This is a genomic window from Cronobacter dublinensis subsp. dublinensis LMG 23823 (genome assembly GCF_001277235.1).
GTDB classification, from domain to species: Bacteria; Pseudomonadota; Gammaproteobacteria; order Enterobacterales; family Enterobacteriaceae; genus Cronobacter; species Cronobacter dublinensis.
Genome location: NZ_CP012266.1, coordinates 3467295 through 3481268, shown reverse-complemented (window position 1 = coordinate 3481268; position 13974 = coordinate 3467295). Strand labels below are relative to the sequence as shown.

Below are 13974 nucleotides of genomic sequence, written 5' to 3'. Positions count from 1 at the left end.
ATGAACTTCGAAGCCTTACCAAAGTTCTATTCCCCAAAATCACCTAAACTCAATGATGAGACACCAGCCACCGGCAGCGCCGCGCTGACCATCTCGGATGTTATGGCCGCACAGGGTCTCGTCCAGTCTAAGGCGGCGCTGGGGTTCAACCTTTTCCTCGCCAAAATGGGCGTTCAGGATCCGCAGCCCGCTATTGATGGGCTGGTTAAATATGCGCTCGCGCTAAACAACGGCGTAATGAAAAAACTCGGTGAGAGTGCGCGCGAGGAAATGGCCCTTTGTCTGGCTCAGTTCGCCTACAGCGACTATTCGCGTTCGGCAGCCAGCAATTGCGAATGCCATCACTGCGAAGGAAAAGGGGTTAAGCGTATGCGTCGGGAAGTGGTGAAGCATCCTGGCGTGAAAGGCGTGGATGCGACAATTCGCGAAGAGGAAATGGAAGAACTCTGTAAGCAATGCGGCGGGAAAGGGGTTATCAGTACGGCCTGCCGGGACTGCTCGGGACGGGGAACGGCGCTTGACCGTAAGCGTACCGAGTTACACGGCGTGCCGGTGCAAAAGCTGTGTGAGCGATGCGGCGGTAAAGGGTTTGCACGTCTTCCCACCACTCTGGCGCGCCGTCAGGTGCAGGTTCTGGTGCCTGATATGACGGATTATCAGTGGTACAGCGGCTTTGCTGACGTGATTAACCTGCTGGTGACGAAATGCTGGCAGGAAGAAGCATTCGCGGAAAAGATGCTGCGAGAAGTAACACGTTAGAAGCCTGATTAAACATTTTAGCGACACGATGCTTGCTAAATCCAAAAAAATCGGGTAGGATTTTTCTAACGATGGGCATTGTGTATCCACCGTTCAGAACCCGCCGATGAGCGGGCTTTTTATTGGCTGCAATGCGGGGAAGCGGTAAAATGCGTTCGTCACTCATCGGGTGATGCGCGCAGGATGTGCGGTTCGTCTCTATGAAGGTGAAACTATGCACAACTCAGAAACAATACGTTATATTTTAGCTCTCCATAATTCTAATGATGGAATAAAAGCCGTTGTGCGAGAAATTCGCATCTCAAGTTATAGCTGTGATGGGATTAATTATTACCATGGACTTTTTCCTGATACTGGCGTAAGCATCCTAATGACTGAATATTCCTATCTAAGGACGTATGACACAGCCGAAGAGGCTGAGATGGGAAAGCCACAGTGGCTTCATTGGCGGCAGCAGGAAGCGTTAGATTTAAAAAGAAATCTATATGAAACTTAAAATTGAATCATTCAAGCCCTGGCAATAGCTGGGGCTTTTGTGTTTCTGAAGGGAAAGAAAATGTGAAAGCCAAACGGATAGACCGCAGCCGCAAGGCTGTGCAGCAGTCGTGATCCTGCCCCGAGTCGCCATTGTGCGAGCCTGTGTAGTGATGGGTAAGGGTTCATAGATTAAAACAAGCTCCGGTAAAGCAGCGCGAACCGCCAGACGCGCACCGGTCATTAGCGGCGATGAAGCGACAGCACCTCAAGGGCATGAGCGTGGCTACTCCGGGAAGTGGCAAAGAATTAACAGAGGCTCGCATACGCGGGCCTTTTTTATTTCCCCTCTTTGGAGAGGATACACAGCAATAGAGGGGGCTAAATGTCCGATCCGGTTTCGGGAACTGTCGCGGCAGGAGCTGCGCTTACTGGTGCAAGTATCTATGGACTGCTGACCGGCACAGATTATGGCGTAATTTTTGGCGCGTTTGCCGGTGCGGTCTTTTATGTTGCCACCGCGGCAGACCTGACCCTGATCCGGCGCGCAGCCTATTTTGTTGTTTCGTACATCGCTGGCGTTTACGGTGCCGGGCTGGTGGGCTCCAAACTTGCCAGCTGGACGGAATACAGCGACAAGCCGCTTGATGCACTGGGGGCCGTTATCCTCTCTGCGCTGACGATTAGAATCCTGACGTTCGCCAGCCAGCAAGACCCCGCGCAGTGGTTCCAGCGGTGGAGAGGGGGAGCCAATGGTAATAAGTGATCCGCTGGTACTGACCAACGTGGCGACGTGCTCGGCCATTGTTTTGAGGCTGATGCTGTTCCGCAAGCCCGGTGCTCGTCACCGCTGGTGGGCATCGTGGCTGGCATATCTGATTATTCTGGCGTATGCCTCTGTGCCGTTCCGCTACGCCTTCGACTTTTACGTCCACACTCACTGGGCGTCGGTCATCATCAACTTAATCATCTGCGCCGCCGTGTTCCGTGCCCGGGGCAACGTGGCGCGCCTTTTCCATGTACTGAGGCCCGAATGAACCAACAACAATTTCAGCACGCGGCTGGTTTAAGCGCCGGCTTAGCTGCGCGCTGGTTCCCGCACATTGATGCGGCGATGCGCGAATACGGCATCACTGCGCCGGTCGATCAGGCAATGTTCATTGCGCAGGTCGGCCATGAAAGCACCGGCTTTACCACGCTGGTGGAGAGTTTCAACTACAGCATCGCAGGGCTGAATGGCTTTATCCGGGCTGGCCGGTTAACTCAGGATCAGGCCAACATGCTGGGCCGCCGCACGTATGAAAAGGTGCTGCCCCTTGAGCGTCAGCGCGCGATCGCCAATCTGGTTTACAGCAAGCGCCTCGGTAATTACGCCCCGGGTGATGGCTGGAAATATCGCGGACGCGGCCTCATCCAGATCACCGGGCTCGAGAATTTCCACGATTGCGGCGCCGCGCTGAAACTCGACCTTGTGAACTCGCCGGAACTGCTTTCCGAAGACGCCACCGCAGCGCGCTCTGCAGCATGGTTCTATACCAGCAAAGGCTGCCTGAAATATCCGGGCGATGTGCTTCGAGTCACGCAGATTATTAACGGTGGGCAGAACGGGCTGGAAGACAGACAGGCCCGCTATGCGGCAGCGCGCCGGGTGCTCTGATGGTTGCGCTATGGGCTTTTGTCCGGGCATGGTGGAAGCCGCTACTCTTCCTGGCCGTTGTTGGATTCGCGTTTTATTACCGGGCCTCGCTCACAAAAGCAGAGGCATCTTTAACCAAAGTTAATCGTGAATTAAAACTGGCTAAAGATGACATTGAGGATATGCAGCGCCGTCAGCGCGACGTAGCGGCTCTTGATGCGAAATATACGAAGGACTTAGCGGATGCTCAGAAAAATATTGCTCAGCTTGAGCGCGATGTGGCTGCTGGCCGTAAGCGGTTGCAGCTTAACGCCACCTGCCCCGCGAACGGAGCGCCCAGCACCACCCGCGTGGATGATGGCCCCGGCCCCCGACTTACTGACGCCGCTGAACGGGATTATTTCAAACTCAGAGAGCGAATCGAAACTGCTACAAAACAATTGAATGGCCTGCAAACCTACTTACGTGAACAGTGTTTGAACTGACCTAGAGGTAAATATGATTTGGTTAACAAAATCGTATTTAGATGTGTTTCCTATATCCATTTAACATTACCTGTCACGTCGCAAATTTATTAAACCGCCATTTGGTTGTCACAATGCTGGTTTTCGAGCTGATCTGATGGTTGTTGTAGTTATTCGCATTTTAAAGTAAGTAGTGTGTGTGGTAATTGGCAAAATGTATACGGCAGGATCCCCTCGTTGCCGAATGAGCATATGCTAAAGTTATTTGCCTGTTATATCTGGATATAACAGGCAAGGCTTATTGGTTTTTGCTCTTATAAAAGACATAATGTCCAGCTATTCTTTTATATTGAGCACGTTTAGGCGCCATACTGTGGTTGGCTGGGTTACTTTCTCTTTTGTAGTCAGAATCATTTACATGCTCTAGCAAACCATCAAAACGAGGCTCAAAGGTTTTGTCGCTATTTATTTCATTGATTTTCTTCATTATAAGAGCTGTTGCGTCTTGCTTTGATAATGATGAGCAAGCTTGATGCACTTCAAGTAACAGCGAGATTATTTTGCTTTTGGGTGATAGTGATCGATAGGCTTTCTTATTATCCTCAAGTGCTATTTCGAGCCTTTTTATTTCTTCACTTTTTTCATCAATCTCTATGTCCTTATCGGAGGCTTTACATACAACTCTATACGTAGTAAAGAGACCGCTAAAAAAAGCACCAAAAAGATAAGCAATAATAGACAGCTTATCACCATAGTCTGTAGATGCATTAGGATAATACTTTTTAATTAAAATAAGGCAAGCTGTGGGGACACCTACAGCCAACGTCGACGCAAACCATCCAATAATAAATATACCTAAGTCACTTTGTTTTTTCTTTTTGTTAGGATTTGCCATTTTCTTTAATCTCATCATTTATTGTTTCGAAAACTTTAATGGCAGACTTTATCAGATCAAGTGACAAGCTAATTCTGGCTTTTAAAAGATCTTTGTTAAGTACATCTTTAACTCTTATTATCTCTTCACGAACAAAAAGAAAATGGCTTTTTTCTTCATCTGAAATTATTGCTTTTGTTCCTACAGCAAAAGTATTAAAATCATTTACAAGATCTTTTATTGGCTTATTAAAATGCATTTCCTCTAAAGAAACTGGATTCGAAGTGTTGATTACAATGTATTCTTCAGATATGTTTTTTATCATCATGAAAAATTGTTCGTCTTTATTTTCGAATCTCATTACCTTAGTATCATCGTCGAGACTTTCTTCATCAGTAATTTTGACAATATCTATCTTTTTAATTGTTGCTATTAAATCTTTGATTTGTTTGTTCACTTTTTATCCTTTAAGTATGCGACTGATTAAACTATAGAGCTAGTTGACAAGGATTTTATAAATTTCGTATAGGTAAGTATAGTGTTTTATTTATACAAAAAACATTATCCTTTAAAATTCAATATGTTGAGGTTGGGTTATGCCTGTTGCTATATATCGAGCTTGTCGTAAACGTGGTTGTCCAGGAAAAACCACTCATCGCTCAGGTTTTTGTGAAGCGCATAGTAGCGAAGGATGGCTGCAATATCATCGCGGGTTAAATAGGCACCAGCGTGGCTATGGTAGTAAGTGGGATATCATTCGTGTTCGTATCCTTAGCCGTGACAGGCACATCTGCCAAGAATGTCTGCGCAATGGCAGGCCGCGCCCGGCTGAAACCGTCGACCATATCATCCCGAAAGCTCATGGCGGCACAGACAACGACAGCAACCTTCAGGCGCTGTGCTGGCCCTGCCATAAACGTAAAACCGGCAGAGAAAATACCAAAAATTGATAGTTTTCTTTTTTTAGTAAATGAACAACGATTCTCCTTAATTTACTAAAACAGGAGAAAAGCATGTCTTTGCAAAGAGGTGAAGCCGCAGCCTTTATGACTCAGCTGGTTAACAACACGGCTAGTTACGTCACATTAATTGCCGCCATGACATTCATTGTCATTATGGCCGATAAGAAAGGCTATCCCGGAGTTGGGGTTCCCATGGCTATTATTTATGGACTTTGCGCAATGGCTCTTCTTGGATATTGGATTAAAAATGTCATAGAAGAATGTAGAAAATTTAAAGTTGATAAGGAGGGGTTCTGGGCTGGCTTACATGTATCCATCATTGGTTTAGTTACCTTATTAGGTTGTTCTGGCGCAGTCATCGTCACCATCTATACGCTTACTGAAACCCTGTAAGTCGGGGTAGGGCGGGGCAAAAGTTCAGGGCCCTGCCTGTTAAGGACCGCCGCCTAACCCTTTTTCACACCGCCGCAGGTTAGAAAACTTTTTTATGGGGTCCCCCACTCGATGATTAATAGGAGTTTTCGATTATGTCCGGACCACCGAAAACCCCGACCCATCTGCGTTTGGTGAGGGGTAACCCATCAAAACGCCCGATCAATAAAGACGAGCCACAACCCCCTGCAGGGGTACCCCCAACTCCAAAGCATTTCGACAAACAGGCGAAGTACTGGTTTAAGCGAATGGCCGAAGAACTGGATGCCGTTGGCGTCATTTCTCAGCTGGACGCCCGCGCGCTCGAATTGCTGGTTGAGGCTTATACCGAGTACCGCCACCACTGCGATACGCTGGAAATCGAGGGCTATACATACCGCACTGAAACGCAGACGGGAGATGTACTGATTAAGGCGCATCCGGCAGCAATGATGAAGTCAGATGCCTGGAAGCGGCTGCGCGCCATGCTGGCAGAATTTGGGATGACGCCAGCCAGCCGGTCGAAGGTCAGCGCCAGTACGCCGGACGCGGTTGACCCGCTGGCTGAGTTCATGAAAGCGAGGGATTAATGGCTAAGGTTGCCGATGGTATCCGCTATGCCGAGCGCGTCGTGGCGGGGGAGATTATTGCCTGTGAATACGTCCGGCTGGCCTGCCAGCGTTTTCTGGACGATCTGCAAAACGGCGAGGCGCGGGGTATTTTTTTCAGCGAGCCCCGCGCCCAGCACATCCTGAATTTTTATAAGTTCATTCCGCATGTGAAAGGCGCTCAGGCCGGGCAGCCGATCGCCCTGATGGACTGGCATGTTTTCATCCTTATCAATATTTACGGTTTCGTTATTCCGCTGATGGATGAGGAGACCCACAAGGTTGTGTTGCGGAATGATGGCAGCGGCCGCCCGGTAATGGTGCGGCGGTTCCGTACCGCTTACAACGAGGTGGCGCGTAAAAACGCCAAATCCACGCTTTCTTCCGGGGTTGGCCTGTACATGACGGGCGCGGATGGCGAGGGTGGGGCCGAGGTCTACTCTGCGGCCACAACCCGCGACCAGGCGCGCATCGTTTTCGAAGATGCCAAAAATATGGTGAAAAAAGCGAAATCGACGCTTGGGCGCCTGTTCGAGTTCAACAAGCTGGCTATCTATCAGGAGCAAAGTGCCTCTAAATTCGAGCCGCTTTCCAGTGACGCAAATAACCTGGACGGCCTGAATATTCACTGCGGCATTGTTGACGAGCTGCACGCTCATAAAACCCGTGACGTATGGGACGTTCTGGAGACGGCGACCGGCGCACGCCTGCAGTCCCTGCTGTTTGGTATTACCACCGCGGGTTTTAACAAAGAAGGCATCTGCTACGAGCTGCGCGATTACGCCATCAAGGTGCTGCGCGGTTTCAACAGTGAAGTGGAGGGGGCGGTCAAAGACGACACCTTCTTCGCCATCATCTACACCCTGGACGACGGCGACGACCCGTTCGACGAAACGGTATGGCAGAAGGCTAACCCCGGACTTGGTATCTGTAAGCGCTGGGATGATCTGCGCCGCCTGGCGAAGAAAGCAAAAGAGCAGGTGTCCGCCCGGGTTAACTTTTTCACCAAGCATATGAATATCTGGGTGACCGCCGAGTCTTCCTGGATGGACATGCTGAAGTGGGATAAATGCGAATTTATTGCGCCGGCGCATGAGCTGAAAACCTACCCGCTGTGGGTCGGCGTCGACCTGGCGAACAAAATCGACATTTGCGCCGCCGTAAAAGCCTGGCGATCCCCTGATGGTCACGTTCACGCCGACTTTAAGTTCTGGTTGCCCGAAGGACGACTGGACAAATGCTCGCGGCAGATGGCTGAGCTTTACCGTAAGTGGGCAGAGCTGGGCAAACTCATCCTCACTGATGGTGATGTGATCGACCATGCCCAGATTAAAGAAGAACTGCAGGAGTGGGTGACCGGCGAGAGCCTCAAAGAGATTGGCTTCGATCCATGGAGCGCCACCCAGTTCAGCCTTGCGCTTGCTGAAGAGGGCTTACCCCTGGTTGAAGTGCCGCAGACGGTGCGCAATTTCTCCGAAGCCATGAAAGAGGTTGAGGCGCTGGTTTACGGCGGCCGGTTCCACCACAGCAATCACCCCGTGATGAACTGGATGATGTCGAACGTCACGGTGAAGCCGGATCGTAACGACAACATCTTTCCCAACAAATCGACACCTGAGGCCAAGATTGATGGTCCGGCTGCGCTGTTCACCGCGATGAGTCGTCTGCTCGTTAACGGTGGCAATGACCAGCAGGACCTGAGCGGCTTCTTTGATAATCCCATCATGGTAGGTTTCTGATGAAGAAAAATAAGCAGCCGGGCAGGGTGAAAAGCGCCCTGCTTAACTGGCTGGGCGTCCCCATCAGCCTGACCAACGGGACGTTCTGGCAGGAATGGTACGGTACGAGCAGCAGCGGGAAGGTGGTCACCGCGGATAAGGCCATCCAGCTGTCAGCGGTCTGGGCCTGCGTCCGGCTGCTGAGCGAGTCAATATCAACGCTACCGCTGAAGATTTACGAGCGGCAGCCTGACGGCTCGCGCAGGCTGGCCCAACAGAATCAGGTTTACCAGGTACTTTGTCGCAGGCCGAATCTGGAGATGACACCATCGCGGTTTATGCTGATGCTGGTGGCGAGTATCTGTCTTCGCGGAAACGCCTTCGTGGAGAAGCTGTTTATCGGCAACAAACTGGTCTCGCTGGTGCCGTTGCTTCCCCAGAACATGGTGGTAAAACGCCTCGATACCGGCCGGCTTGAGTACACCTACACCGAGAACGGTACTGCGCGTGTCATTGCGGAAAGAAACCTGATGCACATTCGCGGCTTCGGTCTCGACGGGGTCTGCGGCATGATGCCGCTGAGTTCCGGGCGGGATGTGATCGGTGCCGCAATGGCGGTCGAAGAGTCGGCTGCCAAAATATTTGAGAACGGTCTGCAGAGCTCGGGTTTTCTCTCAGCAGAAATGCCGCTGGATAAAGATCAACGCGAACGGCTGCGCAGCTACATGGCACAGTTCACCAGTTCAAAGAATGCCGGGAAAATCATGGTGCTTGAAGGCGGTCTGAAATATCAGAACGTCACGATGAATCCAGAAGCAGCTCAGATGCTGGAGACGCGCTCTTTTGGCATTGAGGAAATCTGCCGCTGGTTCCGCGTGCCGCCGTTTATGGTCGGGCATACCTCTAAGCAGAGCAGCTGGGCATCAAGCCTGGAGGGAATGAACCTGCAGTTTCTGACCCATACGCTGCGGCCACTGCTGGTCAATATTGAGCAGGAGATTTCCCGCTGCCTGCTGAACGGTGAAGAGGACATTTTTGCCGAGTTTTCTGTTGAGGGGCTGCTGCGTGCCGACAGCGCAGGGCGCGCCGCCTACTATACCAGCGCGCTGCAGAACGGCTGGATGTCACGCAATGATGTGCGCCGGCTGGAAAATCTGCCTCCCATTGAAGGTGGAGATATTTACACGGTGCAGCTGAACCTGACGCCGCTTGAGGACCTTAAAAAGAACAGCCCGGCAGCGCAGGCTGCCGCGCTTCGTCAGCTTCACAGTCACGTTTTCCCCGATATTCCCTTCGAACAGTCCCCGCTGAAGCAGGCGGCATAGGAGCATCCATGACCATTAAAAGCCTTCCGGCGGCGCCGGAGGGGCGACCTTTTGCGCGCGAAAAACCAGACCTGCCTGCTGCGGCGATGGAACGCTGGAACGGTAGCATCCGTGCGGCGCGCGACGGTGATAACAGTATCTCGATTTTTGACGTGATCGGCGCAGATTACTGGGGCGAGGGCGTGACCGCGAGCCGTATCGCCGGTGCGCTTCGTTCGCTTAATGGCGAAGACGTTACGGTCAACATCAACAGCCCCGGCGGCGACATGTTCGAAGGGCTGGCGATTTACAACCTGCTTCGTGAGTACGACGGCAAAGTCACCGTGAAAGTGCTGGGACTGGCAGCTTCTGCTGCGTCGATTATCGCAATGGCAGGCGATGAAGTGCAGATAGGCCGCGGCGCGTTCCTCATGATCCACAACTGCTGGGTCTATGCGATGGGCAACCGTCACGACTTGGCGCAGATTGCCACTGACATGGCGCCGTTTGATAAAGCCATGAGCGATATCTACCAGGCGCGCAGCGGCCTCGACGCCGCCACCGTCGATAAAATGATGGACGGTGAAACCTATATTGGCGGCAGCGAAGCCGTGGAAAAGGGCTTTGCTGACAGCCTGCTGTCTGCTGATGAAATCGCCGACGATGATGAAAGCCCAGTCGCCGCGCTGCGCAAGCTTGATGCGTTACTGGCGAAAGCAAACACGCCACGGTCTGAACGCCGAAAACTGCTTAAAGCCTTATCGGGCAGCACGCCGGGCGCTGCTGCCACCCCTGACGGTACGCCGAGCGCTGCCACCATCGAAAAAGAAACCATTGACCGTCTGGAAGCCGCCATTAGCGGGCTGAAAGCGGCTGCCCAGTAAATACGGAGATGTTATGTCTGAAGTAAACGAGATCCTGAAAAAAGTCAGCGCCAGCATTGAAGAGGCCACCGGCAAATTCAACGCGAAAGCAGAAGAGGCGCTGAAAGAAGCCCAGAAAACCGGCAAGTTGTCGGCAGAAACTAAAGAAACCGTCGACAAAATGGCCTCCGAGTTTAACGCCCTGAAAGAGGCGGAAAAGACGCTTAAGGCCGCGCTCGGCGAGCTGGAGCAGCAGGTCGCTCAGATGCCCCTGGCGAATGCAGCAAAAGTGGTAGAAACCGTCGGCCAGACCGTTATCAGCAGCGAAGCACTTAAAGCGTTCGCCGCCAGCGTTGAAGGTGGCAAGCGCGTGAGCGTGCCGGTTAATGCTGCACTGATCTCTACTGACGTGCCAACCGGTGTGGTAGAGCCGCAACGCCTGCCGGGTATCGACACCGCACCGAGACAGCGTCTGTTCATCCGTGACCTGATCGCCCCCGGCCGCACGGCGGCACCGGCTATCTTCTGGGTGCAGCAGACGGGCTTCACCAATGCGGCAAAAGTGGTCCCGGAAGGTACCGCCAAACCGTACAGCGATATTCAGTTCGCCACCCAGATCACCCCGGTAACCACCATTGCGCACATGTTCAAAGCGTCCAAGCAGATCCTGGACGACTTCGCGCAGCTGCAGTCCACGATTGATGCGGAAATGCGATATGGCCTGAAGTATGTCGAAGAGCAGGAAATTCTGTTTGGCGACGGCACCGGCGCGCATCTGAAAGGCATCGTGCCGCAGGCGTCCGCCTTCAGCGCTGCGTTTGAAGTCGAGAAACAGAACGGAATTGACGTGCTGCGCCTGGCGATGCTGCAGGCACAGCTGGCGCGCTTCCCGGCGTCCGGCCATGTTCTGCACTTCATCGACTGGGCGAAGATTGAACTCACCAAAGACAGTCTGGGCCGCTACGTCCTGGCGAACCCGGCTGCGCTGAGCGGGCCGACCCTCTGGGGCCTGCCGGTGGTGGCGACCGAAACGGCAGCGTTCCAGGGTAAGTTTCTGACCGGCGCGTTCAACGCGGCTGCGCAGCTCTTCGACCGCGAAGATGCCAACGTGGTGATTTCCACCGAGAACGCGGATGACTTCGAGAAAAACATGATCTCGATTCGTTGTGAAGAACGCCTGGCGCTGGCGGTGAAACGCCCGGAGGCGTTCATCTACGGTGCGTTTACTGCGACGGCCGCCGGTGGCGGTGCGTAACCCTTATCAGCGGCTCCCGGGCCGCTTTTCTTTTCCCTGAAGGAGAACATCATGAAGCTGATCGCTATCAAGCCCATCTATTTTGAAGGCAATGTACTGACTGAAGGCACTGAGTTCGAGACGCTTGAGCAGCACGGTCGCGAATTGCTTAAAAAAGGTTACGCCGCCGCACCGTCGAAGAAAAATACTGCGGAGCAGCCGGAGCAGCCGGAGCAGCCGGAGCAGACAGCAGCAAAAAAGAAGCAGAAATAAGGGGCGCGCATGCTGACCAGAGAGCAGGTTAAGCATCACTGCAATATCGAGCCGGATTTTACGGAGGACGACAACTGGATCGAAAACAGCATAAAGGCGGCTTCGCGGTATGTGGAAAAGTGGACCCGCCGCCGGCTTTATGATTCACCTGAAAATCCGGGCTACCTTTCCGACCCTGAGCACCTGCTTTACAGCGATGATATTGAAATGGCGATGCTGATGCTTATCGGGCACTGGTACGCGAACCGTGAAGCGGTCAACGTGGGTAACGTCACCTCTGCACTGGCCCTCTCCACCGAAGCACTTCTTCAACCTTACCGGGTGTATGGCGTATGAAAGCAGGAAGACTACGGCACAGGGTAAGCCTGCAAAAACCCGCTACCGGGCGGCTACCGTCCGGGCAACCGGCAACAGGATGGATTGATGTTGCTTCGGTACGCGCAGAAGTCGCAGATGTATCGGGACGGGAGATGATGGATGGTGGCGCGGAGCTGAGCAGCACCACTACCCGAATTTGGATGCGGCGGTATCCGGGTATTCCGGTAACGACAGGCTGGCGCGCCGTTCACCTGCCGCCTACCGGCAACGGTGAAATATACGATATCAGTTCGGTTATCTCTGCGGAAAACGGCACCAGACTTGAACTACTCTGTCAGAAGGGGGTGAAGCAGTGATATCGACGAATCTTGATTTTTCCGGACTGGTCGACATTGCAAAGGATCTGGAAACACTCAGCCGGGCAGAAAATAACAAGGTATTACGTGACGCGACGCGTGCGGGTGCTGAAGTTCTGAAGGATGAGGTCGAAAAGAGGGCCCCAGTTAAAACCGGCAAGCTGAAGAAAAATGTTGTGGTCGTGACGCAGAAAGCGCGTCGCCGCGGCGAAATTTCATCAGGCGTACATATCCGCGGCGTAAATCCGGTCACAGGTAACAGTGACAGCACCATGAAGGCCAGCAATCCGCGTAACGCATTTTACTGGCGCTTTGTTGAGCTTGGTACATCAGCTATGCCGGCGCACCCTTTTGTGCGTCCGGCCTTCGATACCCGTCAGGAAGAGGCCACGCAGGTGGCGCTTCGGCGGATGAATCAGGCGATCGATGAGGTGCTGGCGAAATGACGGAGGCTGATATCTACGCGCGACTCGGTGCACTGGCAGGCGGCAATGTTTTCCCGTTTGTCGCCCCGCAGGGCACAGCAGCACCGTGGGTAGTTTTCCTTCTGCCCGCATCTGCCAGCGAGGATGTTTTATGCGGACCGGCAGAAACCGCCTGCGCGGTTCAGGTAGATGCCTGGGCCAGCTCGATTGACGACGCCCGCGCGCTGCGCGAGCAGGTTAAATCAGCTCTTGCTGATCTGCATCCCGTTGGTCTGAACGAGATTAACGCATACGAGCCTGACACTGCGCTGTACCGCGCCACGCTGGAAGTTCAGATCTGGCAATAATCCACTCAGCCGCCTCCGGGCGGTTTTTTTATATTCGGAGCTCTCTATGTCCTCAAAGTACGAAAAAACGCAGGGAACGAAAATTAACGTTTCCGCCGATCCGGCAACGGTGCCTAATCCCACCGGTGCGACCTGGCAGTCCATTAACTGTTCGACCAAAGAACTCAGCTATACCGGCGGGCAAAAATCGGATATCGACACCACCACCCTTTGCTCCACCGAGCAGGAGATGACGAACGGCCTGGCTGCGCCCGGGGAGATGACGGTTTCCGGTAACTGGTCAGCCGATGAAGAAGGTCAGAACACGCTTCGCGCCGCCTACGATACCGATGCACTGCATGCGTTTCAGGTGATTTTCCCCTCCGGTAATGGTTATGCGTTCCTGGCAGAAGTACGCCAGAACAGCTGGAGCCTGGGCACGGCCGGGGTGGTGACGGCGTCGTTTACGCTGCGCATCAAAGGAAAACCCGTCCCGATCGTACCGGCCCCAGCAGCAGGTTAATCACAGCGGCGAAAGCCGCTTTTTTTAGTGCTAAAACGAGAGTCATGAAATGGAAAAGCAGGTTTCACAGAGTTCACTCCGCGCGCTTGCGCTGGCACCTATGGCGGGCTTCCGTACCAAAGTCGTGACTGTACCTGAATGGGAAAACGCCACAGTAAAACTGCGTGAGCCCTCCGCTCAGGCCTGGCTGGAATGGCAGCAGGTGCTTACCCCGAAGCAGACAGATGGCGAACCAGAAGAACTGACGGCTGCAGAGCGGGCGCTGCGTAACAAGAGCGCTGACGTCGTTTTGTTTATTGATGTACTACTTGAAGAAGATGGCTCGCAGGTATTTTCTGAAGAAGACAAGCCGCAAGTGGAGCTATTTTATGGCCCGGTGCACGCCCGTCTTCTTAAGCAGGCACTCGATCTGACCACTTCGGCTGCCGAAGTGGAAAAGCCGTAAG

The 13974-nt window shown here is 53.0% G+C and carries 22 protein-coding genes; 20 read left to right on the top strand and 2 right to left on the bottom strand.

The window, feature by feature from the left end; all coding sequences use genetic code 11:
- The 6 genes from AFK67_RS16030 to AFK67_RS16010 all read left to right on the top strand — a co-directional run bounded on the left by AFK67_RS16030 (position 1) and on the right by AFK67_RS16010 (position 3354).
- The gene (locus AFK67_RS16030) at positions 1–759 is read left to right on the top strand and encodes an antitermination protein Q (protein WP_038884395.1); all 759 of its coding nucleotides are present in this window, start codon (positions 1–3) and stop codon (positions 757–759) included.
- A gap of 214 nt (positions 760–973) precedes the next feature.
- Entirely contained in the window at positions 974–1255 is a 282-nt protein-coding gene (locus tag AFK67_RS22960; RefSeq protein WP_134792932.1) for a hypothetical protein, read from the top strand.
- Between the two features lie 363 nt (positions 1256–1618).
- Entirely contained in the window at positions 1619–1999 is a 381-nt protein-coding gene (locus AFK67_RS16025; RefSeq protein ID WP_053532914.1) for a phage holin family protein, read from the top strand.
- Positions 1986–2270, top strand: coding sequence for a phage holin family protein (locus tag AFK67_RS16020; protein WP_007710540.1), 285 nt, complete (start codon positions 1986–1988; stop codon positions 2268–2270). The genes AFK67_RS16025 and AFK67_RS16020 overlap by 14 nt, the downstream gene beginning before the upstream one ends.
- Positions 2267–2890, top strand: a complete 624-nt coding sequence (locus AFK67_RS16015) for a glycoside hydrolase family 19 protein (protein WP_007710538.1) — start codon at positions 2267–2269, stop codon at positions 2888–2890. The genes AFK67_RS16020 and AFK67_RS16015 overlap by 4 nt, the downstream gene beginning before the upstream one ends.
- The gene (locus AFK67_RS16010; RefSeq protein WP_032966260.1) at positions 2890–3354 is read left to right on the top strand and encodes a lysis protein; all 465 of its coding nucleotides are present in this window, start codon (positions 2890–2892) and stop codon (positions 3352–3354) included. The genes AFK67_RS16015 and AFK67_RS16010 overlap by 1 nt, the downstream gene beginning before the upstream one ends.
- A gap of 277 nt (positions 3355–3631) precedes the next feature.
- Here AFK67_RS16010 and AFK67_RS16005 read toward each other — a convergent pair whose 3' ends face one another.
- Both AFK67_RS16005 and AFK67_RS16000 read right to left on the bottom strand, forming a co-directional pair.
- Entirely contained in the window at positions 3632–4228 is a 597-nt protein-coding gene (locus AFK67_RS16005; RefSeq protein ID WP_032966259.1) for a hypothetical protein, read from the bottom strand.
- A complete protein-coding gene (locus AFK67_RS16000; RefSeq protein WP_007710533.1) occupies positions 4215–4664 on the bottom strand; it encodes a hypothetical protein in 450 nt (149 codons plus the stop codon). The genes AFK67_RS16005 and AFK67_RS16000 overlap by 14 nt, the downstream gene beginning before the upstream one ends.
- Positions 4665–4803: 139 nt before the next feature.
- Here AFK67_RS16000 and AFK67_RS22205 point away from each other — a divergent pair, with 139 nt between their 5' ends.
- The 14 genes from AFK67_RS22205 (at position 4804) to AFK67_RS15930 (ending at position 13973) form a co-directional block, all read left to right on the top strand.
- Positions 4804–5157: an HNH endonuclease gene (locus tag AFK67_RS22205; protein ID WP_032966258.1), complete on the top strand. Its 354-nt coding sequence runs from the start codon at positions 4804–4806 to the stop codon at positions 5155–5157.
- Positions 5158–5220: 63 nt separating this feature from the next.
- Complete coding sequence (locus AFK67_RS15990; RefSeq protein ID WP_032966256.1) at positions 5221–5562, top strand: hypothetical protein; 342 nt, start codon at positions 5221–5223, stop codon at positions 5560–5562.
- A 134-nt stretch (positions 5563–5696) separates the two neighbouring features.
- The gene (locus tag AFK67_RS15985) at positions 5697–6170 is read left to right on the top strand and encodes a phage terminase small subunit P27 family (RefSeq protein ID WP_032966255.1); all 474 of its coding nucleotides are present in this window, start codon (positions 5697–5699) and stop codon (positions 6168–6170) included.
- A complete protein-coding gene (locus AFK67_RS15980; protein ID WP_038884387.1) occupies positions 6170–7927 on the top strand; it encodes a terminase large subunit in 1758 nt (585 codons plus the stop codon). Before AFK67_RS15985 ends, AFK67_RS15980 begins: the two co-directional genes overlap by 1 nt.
- Positions 7927–9231, top strand: a complete 1305-nt coding sequence (locus AFK67_RS15975; RefSeq protein ID WP_007710518.1) for a phage portal protein — start codon at positions 7927–7929, stop codon at positions 9229–9231. The genes AFK67_RS15980 and AFK67_RS15975 overlap by 1 nt, the downstream gene beginning before the upstream one ends.
- 8 nt (positions 9232–9239) lie before the next feature.
- Positions 9240–10094: a head maturation protease, ClpP-related gene (locus AFK67_RS15970; protein WP_007710517.1), complete on the top strand. Its 855-nt coding sequence runs from the start codon at positions 9240–9242 to the stop codon at positions 10092–10094.
- A gap of 13 nt (positions 10095–10107) precedes the next feature.
- Positions 10108–11328 (top strand): phage major capsid protein, encoded by a 1221-nt coding sequence (locus AFK67_RS15965; protein ID WP_007710515.1) that lies wholly within the window; start codon positions 10108–10110, stop codon positions 11326–11328.
- Between the two features lie 51 nt (positions 11329–11379).
- Positions 11380–11580: a DUF7210 family protein gene (locus tag AFK67_RS15960; protein ID WP_007710513.1), complete on the top strand. Its 201-nt coding sequence runs from the start codon at positions 11380–11382 to the stop codon at positions 11578–11580.
- A 9-nt stretch (positions 11581–11589) separates the two neighbouring features.
- Positions 11590–11916: a head-tail connector protein gene (locus AFK67_RS15955; RefSeq protein WP_007710510.1), complete on the top strand. Its 327-nt coding sequence runs from the start codon at positions 11590–11592 to the stop codon at positions 11914–11916.
- A complete protein-coding gene (locus tag AFK67_RS15950; RefSeq protein WP_032966254.1) occupies positions 11913–12254 on the top strand; it encodes a phage head closure protein in 342 nt (113 codons plus the stop codon). The genes AFK67_RS15955 and AFK67_RS15950 overlap by 4 nt, the downstream gene beginning before the upstream one ends.
- The gene (locus AFK67_RS15945) at positions 12251–12700 is read left to right on the top strand and encodes an HK97-gp10 family putative phage morphogenesis protein (RefSeq protein WP_007710503.1); all 450 of its coding nucleotides are present in this window, start codon (positions 12251–12253) and stop codon (positions 12698–12700) included. The genes AFK67_RS15950 and AFK67_RS15945 overlap by 4 nt, the downstream gene beginning before the upstream one ends.
- The gene (gene gp17, locus AFK67_RS15940) at positions 12697–13026 is read left to right on the top strand and encodes a tail completion protein gp17 (RefSeq protein WP_007710500.1); all 330 of its coding nucleotides are present in this window, start codon (positions 12697–12699) and stop codon (positions 13024–13026) included. The genes AFK67_RS15945 and gp17 overlap by 4 nt, the downstream gene beginning before the upstream one ends.
- A 46-nt stretch (positions 13027–13072) precedes the next feature.
- Positions 13073–13528 (top strand): phage tail tube protein, encoded by a 456-nt coding sequence (locus AFK67_RS15935; protein WP_004388601.1) that lies wholly within the window; start codon positions 13073–13075, stop codon positions 13526–13528.
- Positions 13529–13577: 49 nt separating this feature from the next.
- The gene (locus AFK67_RS15930; protein ID WP_007710495.1) at positions 13578–13973 is read left to right on the top strand and encodes a phage tail assembly chaperone; all 396 of its coding nucleotides are present in this window, start codon (positions 13578–13580) and stop codon (positions 13971–13973) included.
- Position 13974 lies beyond the last annotated feature (1 nt).

Bases quoted from the DNA above. Each gene is read 5' to 3' on its own strand.
- AFK67_RS15985 (WP_032966255.1), top strand. From the start codon at position 5,697: ATGTCCGGACCACCGAAAACCCCGACCCATCTGCGTTTGGTGAGGGGT.
- AFK67_RS16005 (WP_032966259.1), bottom strand. From the start codon at position 4,228: ATGGCAAATCCTAACAAAAAGAAAAAACAAAGTGACTTAGGTATATTT.
- AFK67_RS22205 (WP_032966258.1), top strand. From the start codon at position 4,804: ATGCCTGTTGCTATATATCGAGCTTGTCGTAAACGTGGTTGTCCAGGA.
- AFK67_RS15950 (WP_032966254.1), top strand. From the start codon at position 11,913: ATGAAAGCAGGAAGACTACGGCACAGGGTAAGCCTGCAAAAACCCGCT.
- AFK67_RS16020 (WP_007710540.1), top strand. From the start codon at position 1,986: ATGGTAATAAGTGATCCGCTGGTACTGACCAACGTGGCGACGTGCTCG.
- AFK67_RS16015 (WP_007710538.1), top strand. From the start codon at position 2,267: ATGAACCAACAACAATTTCAGCACGCGGCTGGTTTAAGCGCCGGCTTA.
- AFK67_RS16030 (WP_038884395.1), top strand. From the start codon at position 1: ATGAACTTCGAAGCCTTACCAAAGTTCTATTCCCCAAAATCACCTAAA.
- AFK67_RS15960 (WP_007710513.1), top strand. From the start codon at position 11,380: ATGAAGCTGATCGCTATCAAGCCCATCTATTTTGAAGGCAATGTACTG.
- gp17 (WP_007710500.1), top strand. From the start codon at position 12,697: ATGACGGAGGCTGATATCTACGCGCGACTCGGTGCACTGGCAGGCGGC.
- AFK67_RS22960 (WP_134792932.1), top strand. From the start codon at position 974: ATGCACAACTCAGAAACAATACGTTATATTTTAGCTCTCCATAATTCT.
- AFK67_RS15990 (WP_032966256.1), top strand. From the start codon at position 5,221: ATGTCTTTGCAAAGAGGTGAAGCCGCAGCCTTTATGACTCAGCTGGTT.
- AFK67_RS15935 (WP_004388601.1), top strand. From the start codon at position 13,073: ATGTCCTCAAAGTACGAAAAAACGCAGGGAACGAAAATTAACGTTTCC.
- AFK67_RS15955 (WP_007710510.1), top strand. From the start codon at position 11,590: ATGCTGACCAGAGAGCAGGTTAAGCATCACTGCAATATCGAGCCGGAT.
- AFK67_RS15970 (WP_007710517.1), top strand. From the start codon at position 9,240: ATGACCATTAAAAGCCTTCCGGCGGCGCCGGAGGGGCGACCTTTTGCG.
- AFK67_RS16025 (WP_053532914.1), top strand. From the start codon at position 1,619: ATGTCCGATCCGGTTTCGGGAACTGTCGCGGCAGGAGCTGCGCTTACT.
- AFK67_RS15975 (WP_007710518.1), top strand. From the start codon at position 7,927: ATGAAGAAAAATAAGCAGCCGGGCAGGGTGAAAAGCGCCCTGCTTAAC.
- AFK67_RS16010 (WP_032966260.1), top strand. From the start codon at position 2,890: ATGGTTGCGCTATGGGCTTTTGTCCGGGCATGGTGGAAGCCGCTACTC.
- AFK67_RS15930 (WP_007710495.1), top strand. From the start codon at position 13,578: ATGGAAAAGCAGGTTTCACAGAGTTCACTCCGCGCGCTTGCGCTGGCA.
- AFK67_RS15980 (WP_038884387.1), top strand. From the start codon at position 6,170: ATGGCTAAGGTTGCCGATGGTATCCGCTATGCCGAGCGCGTCGTGGCG.
- AFK67_RS15965 (WP_007710515.1), top strand. From the start codon at position 10,108: ATGTCTGAAGTAAACGAGATCCTGAAAAAAGTCAGCGCCAGCATTGAA.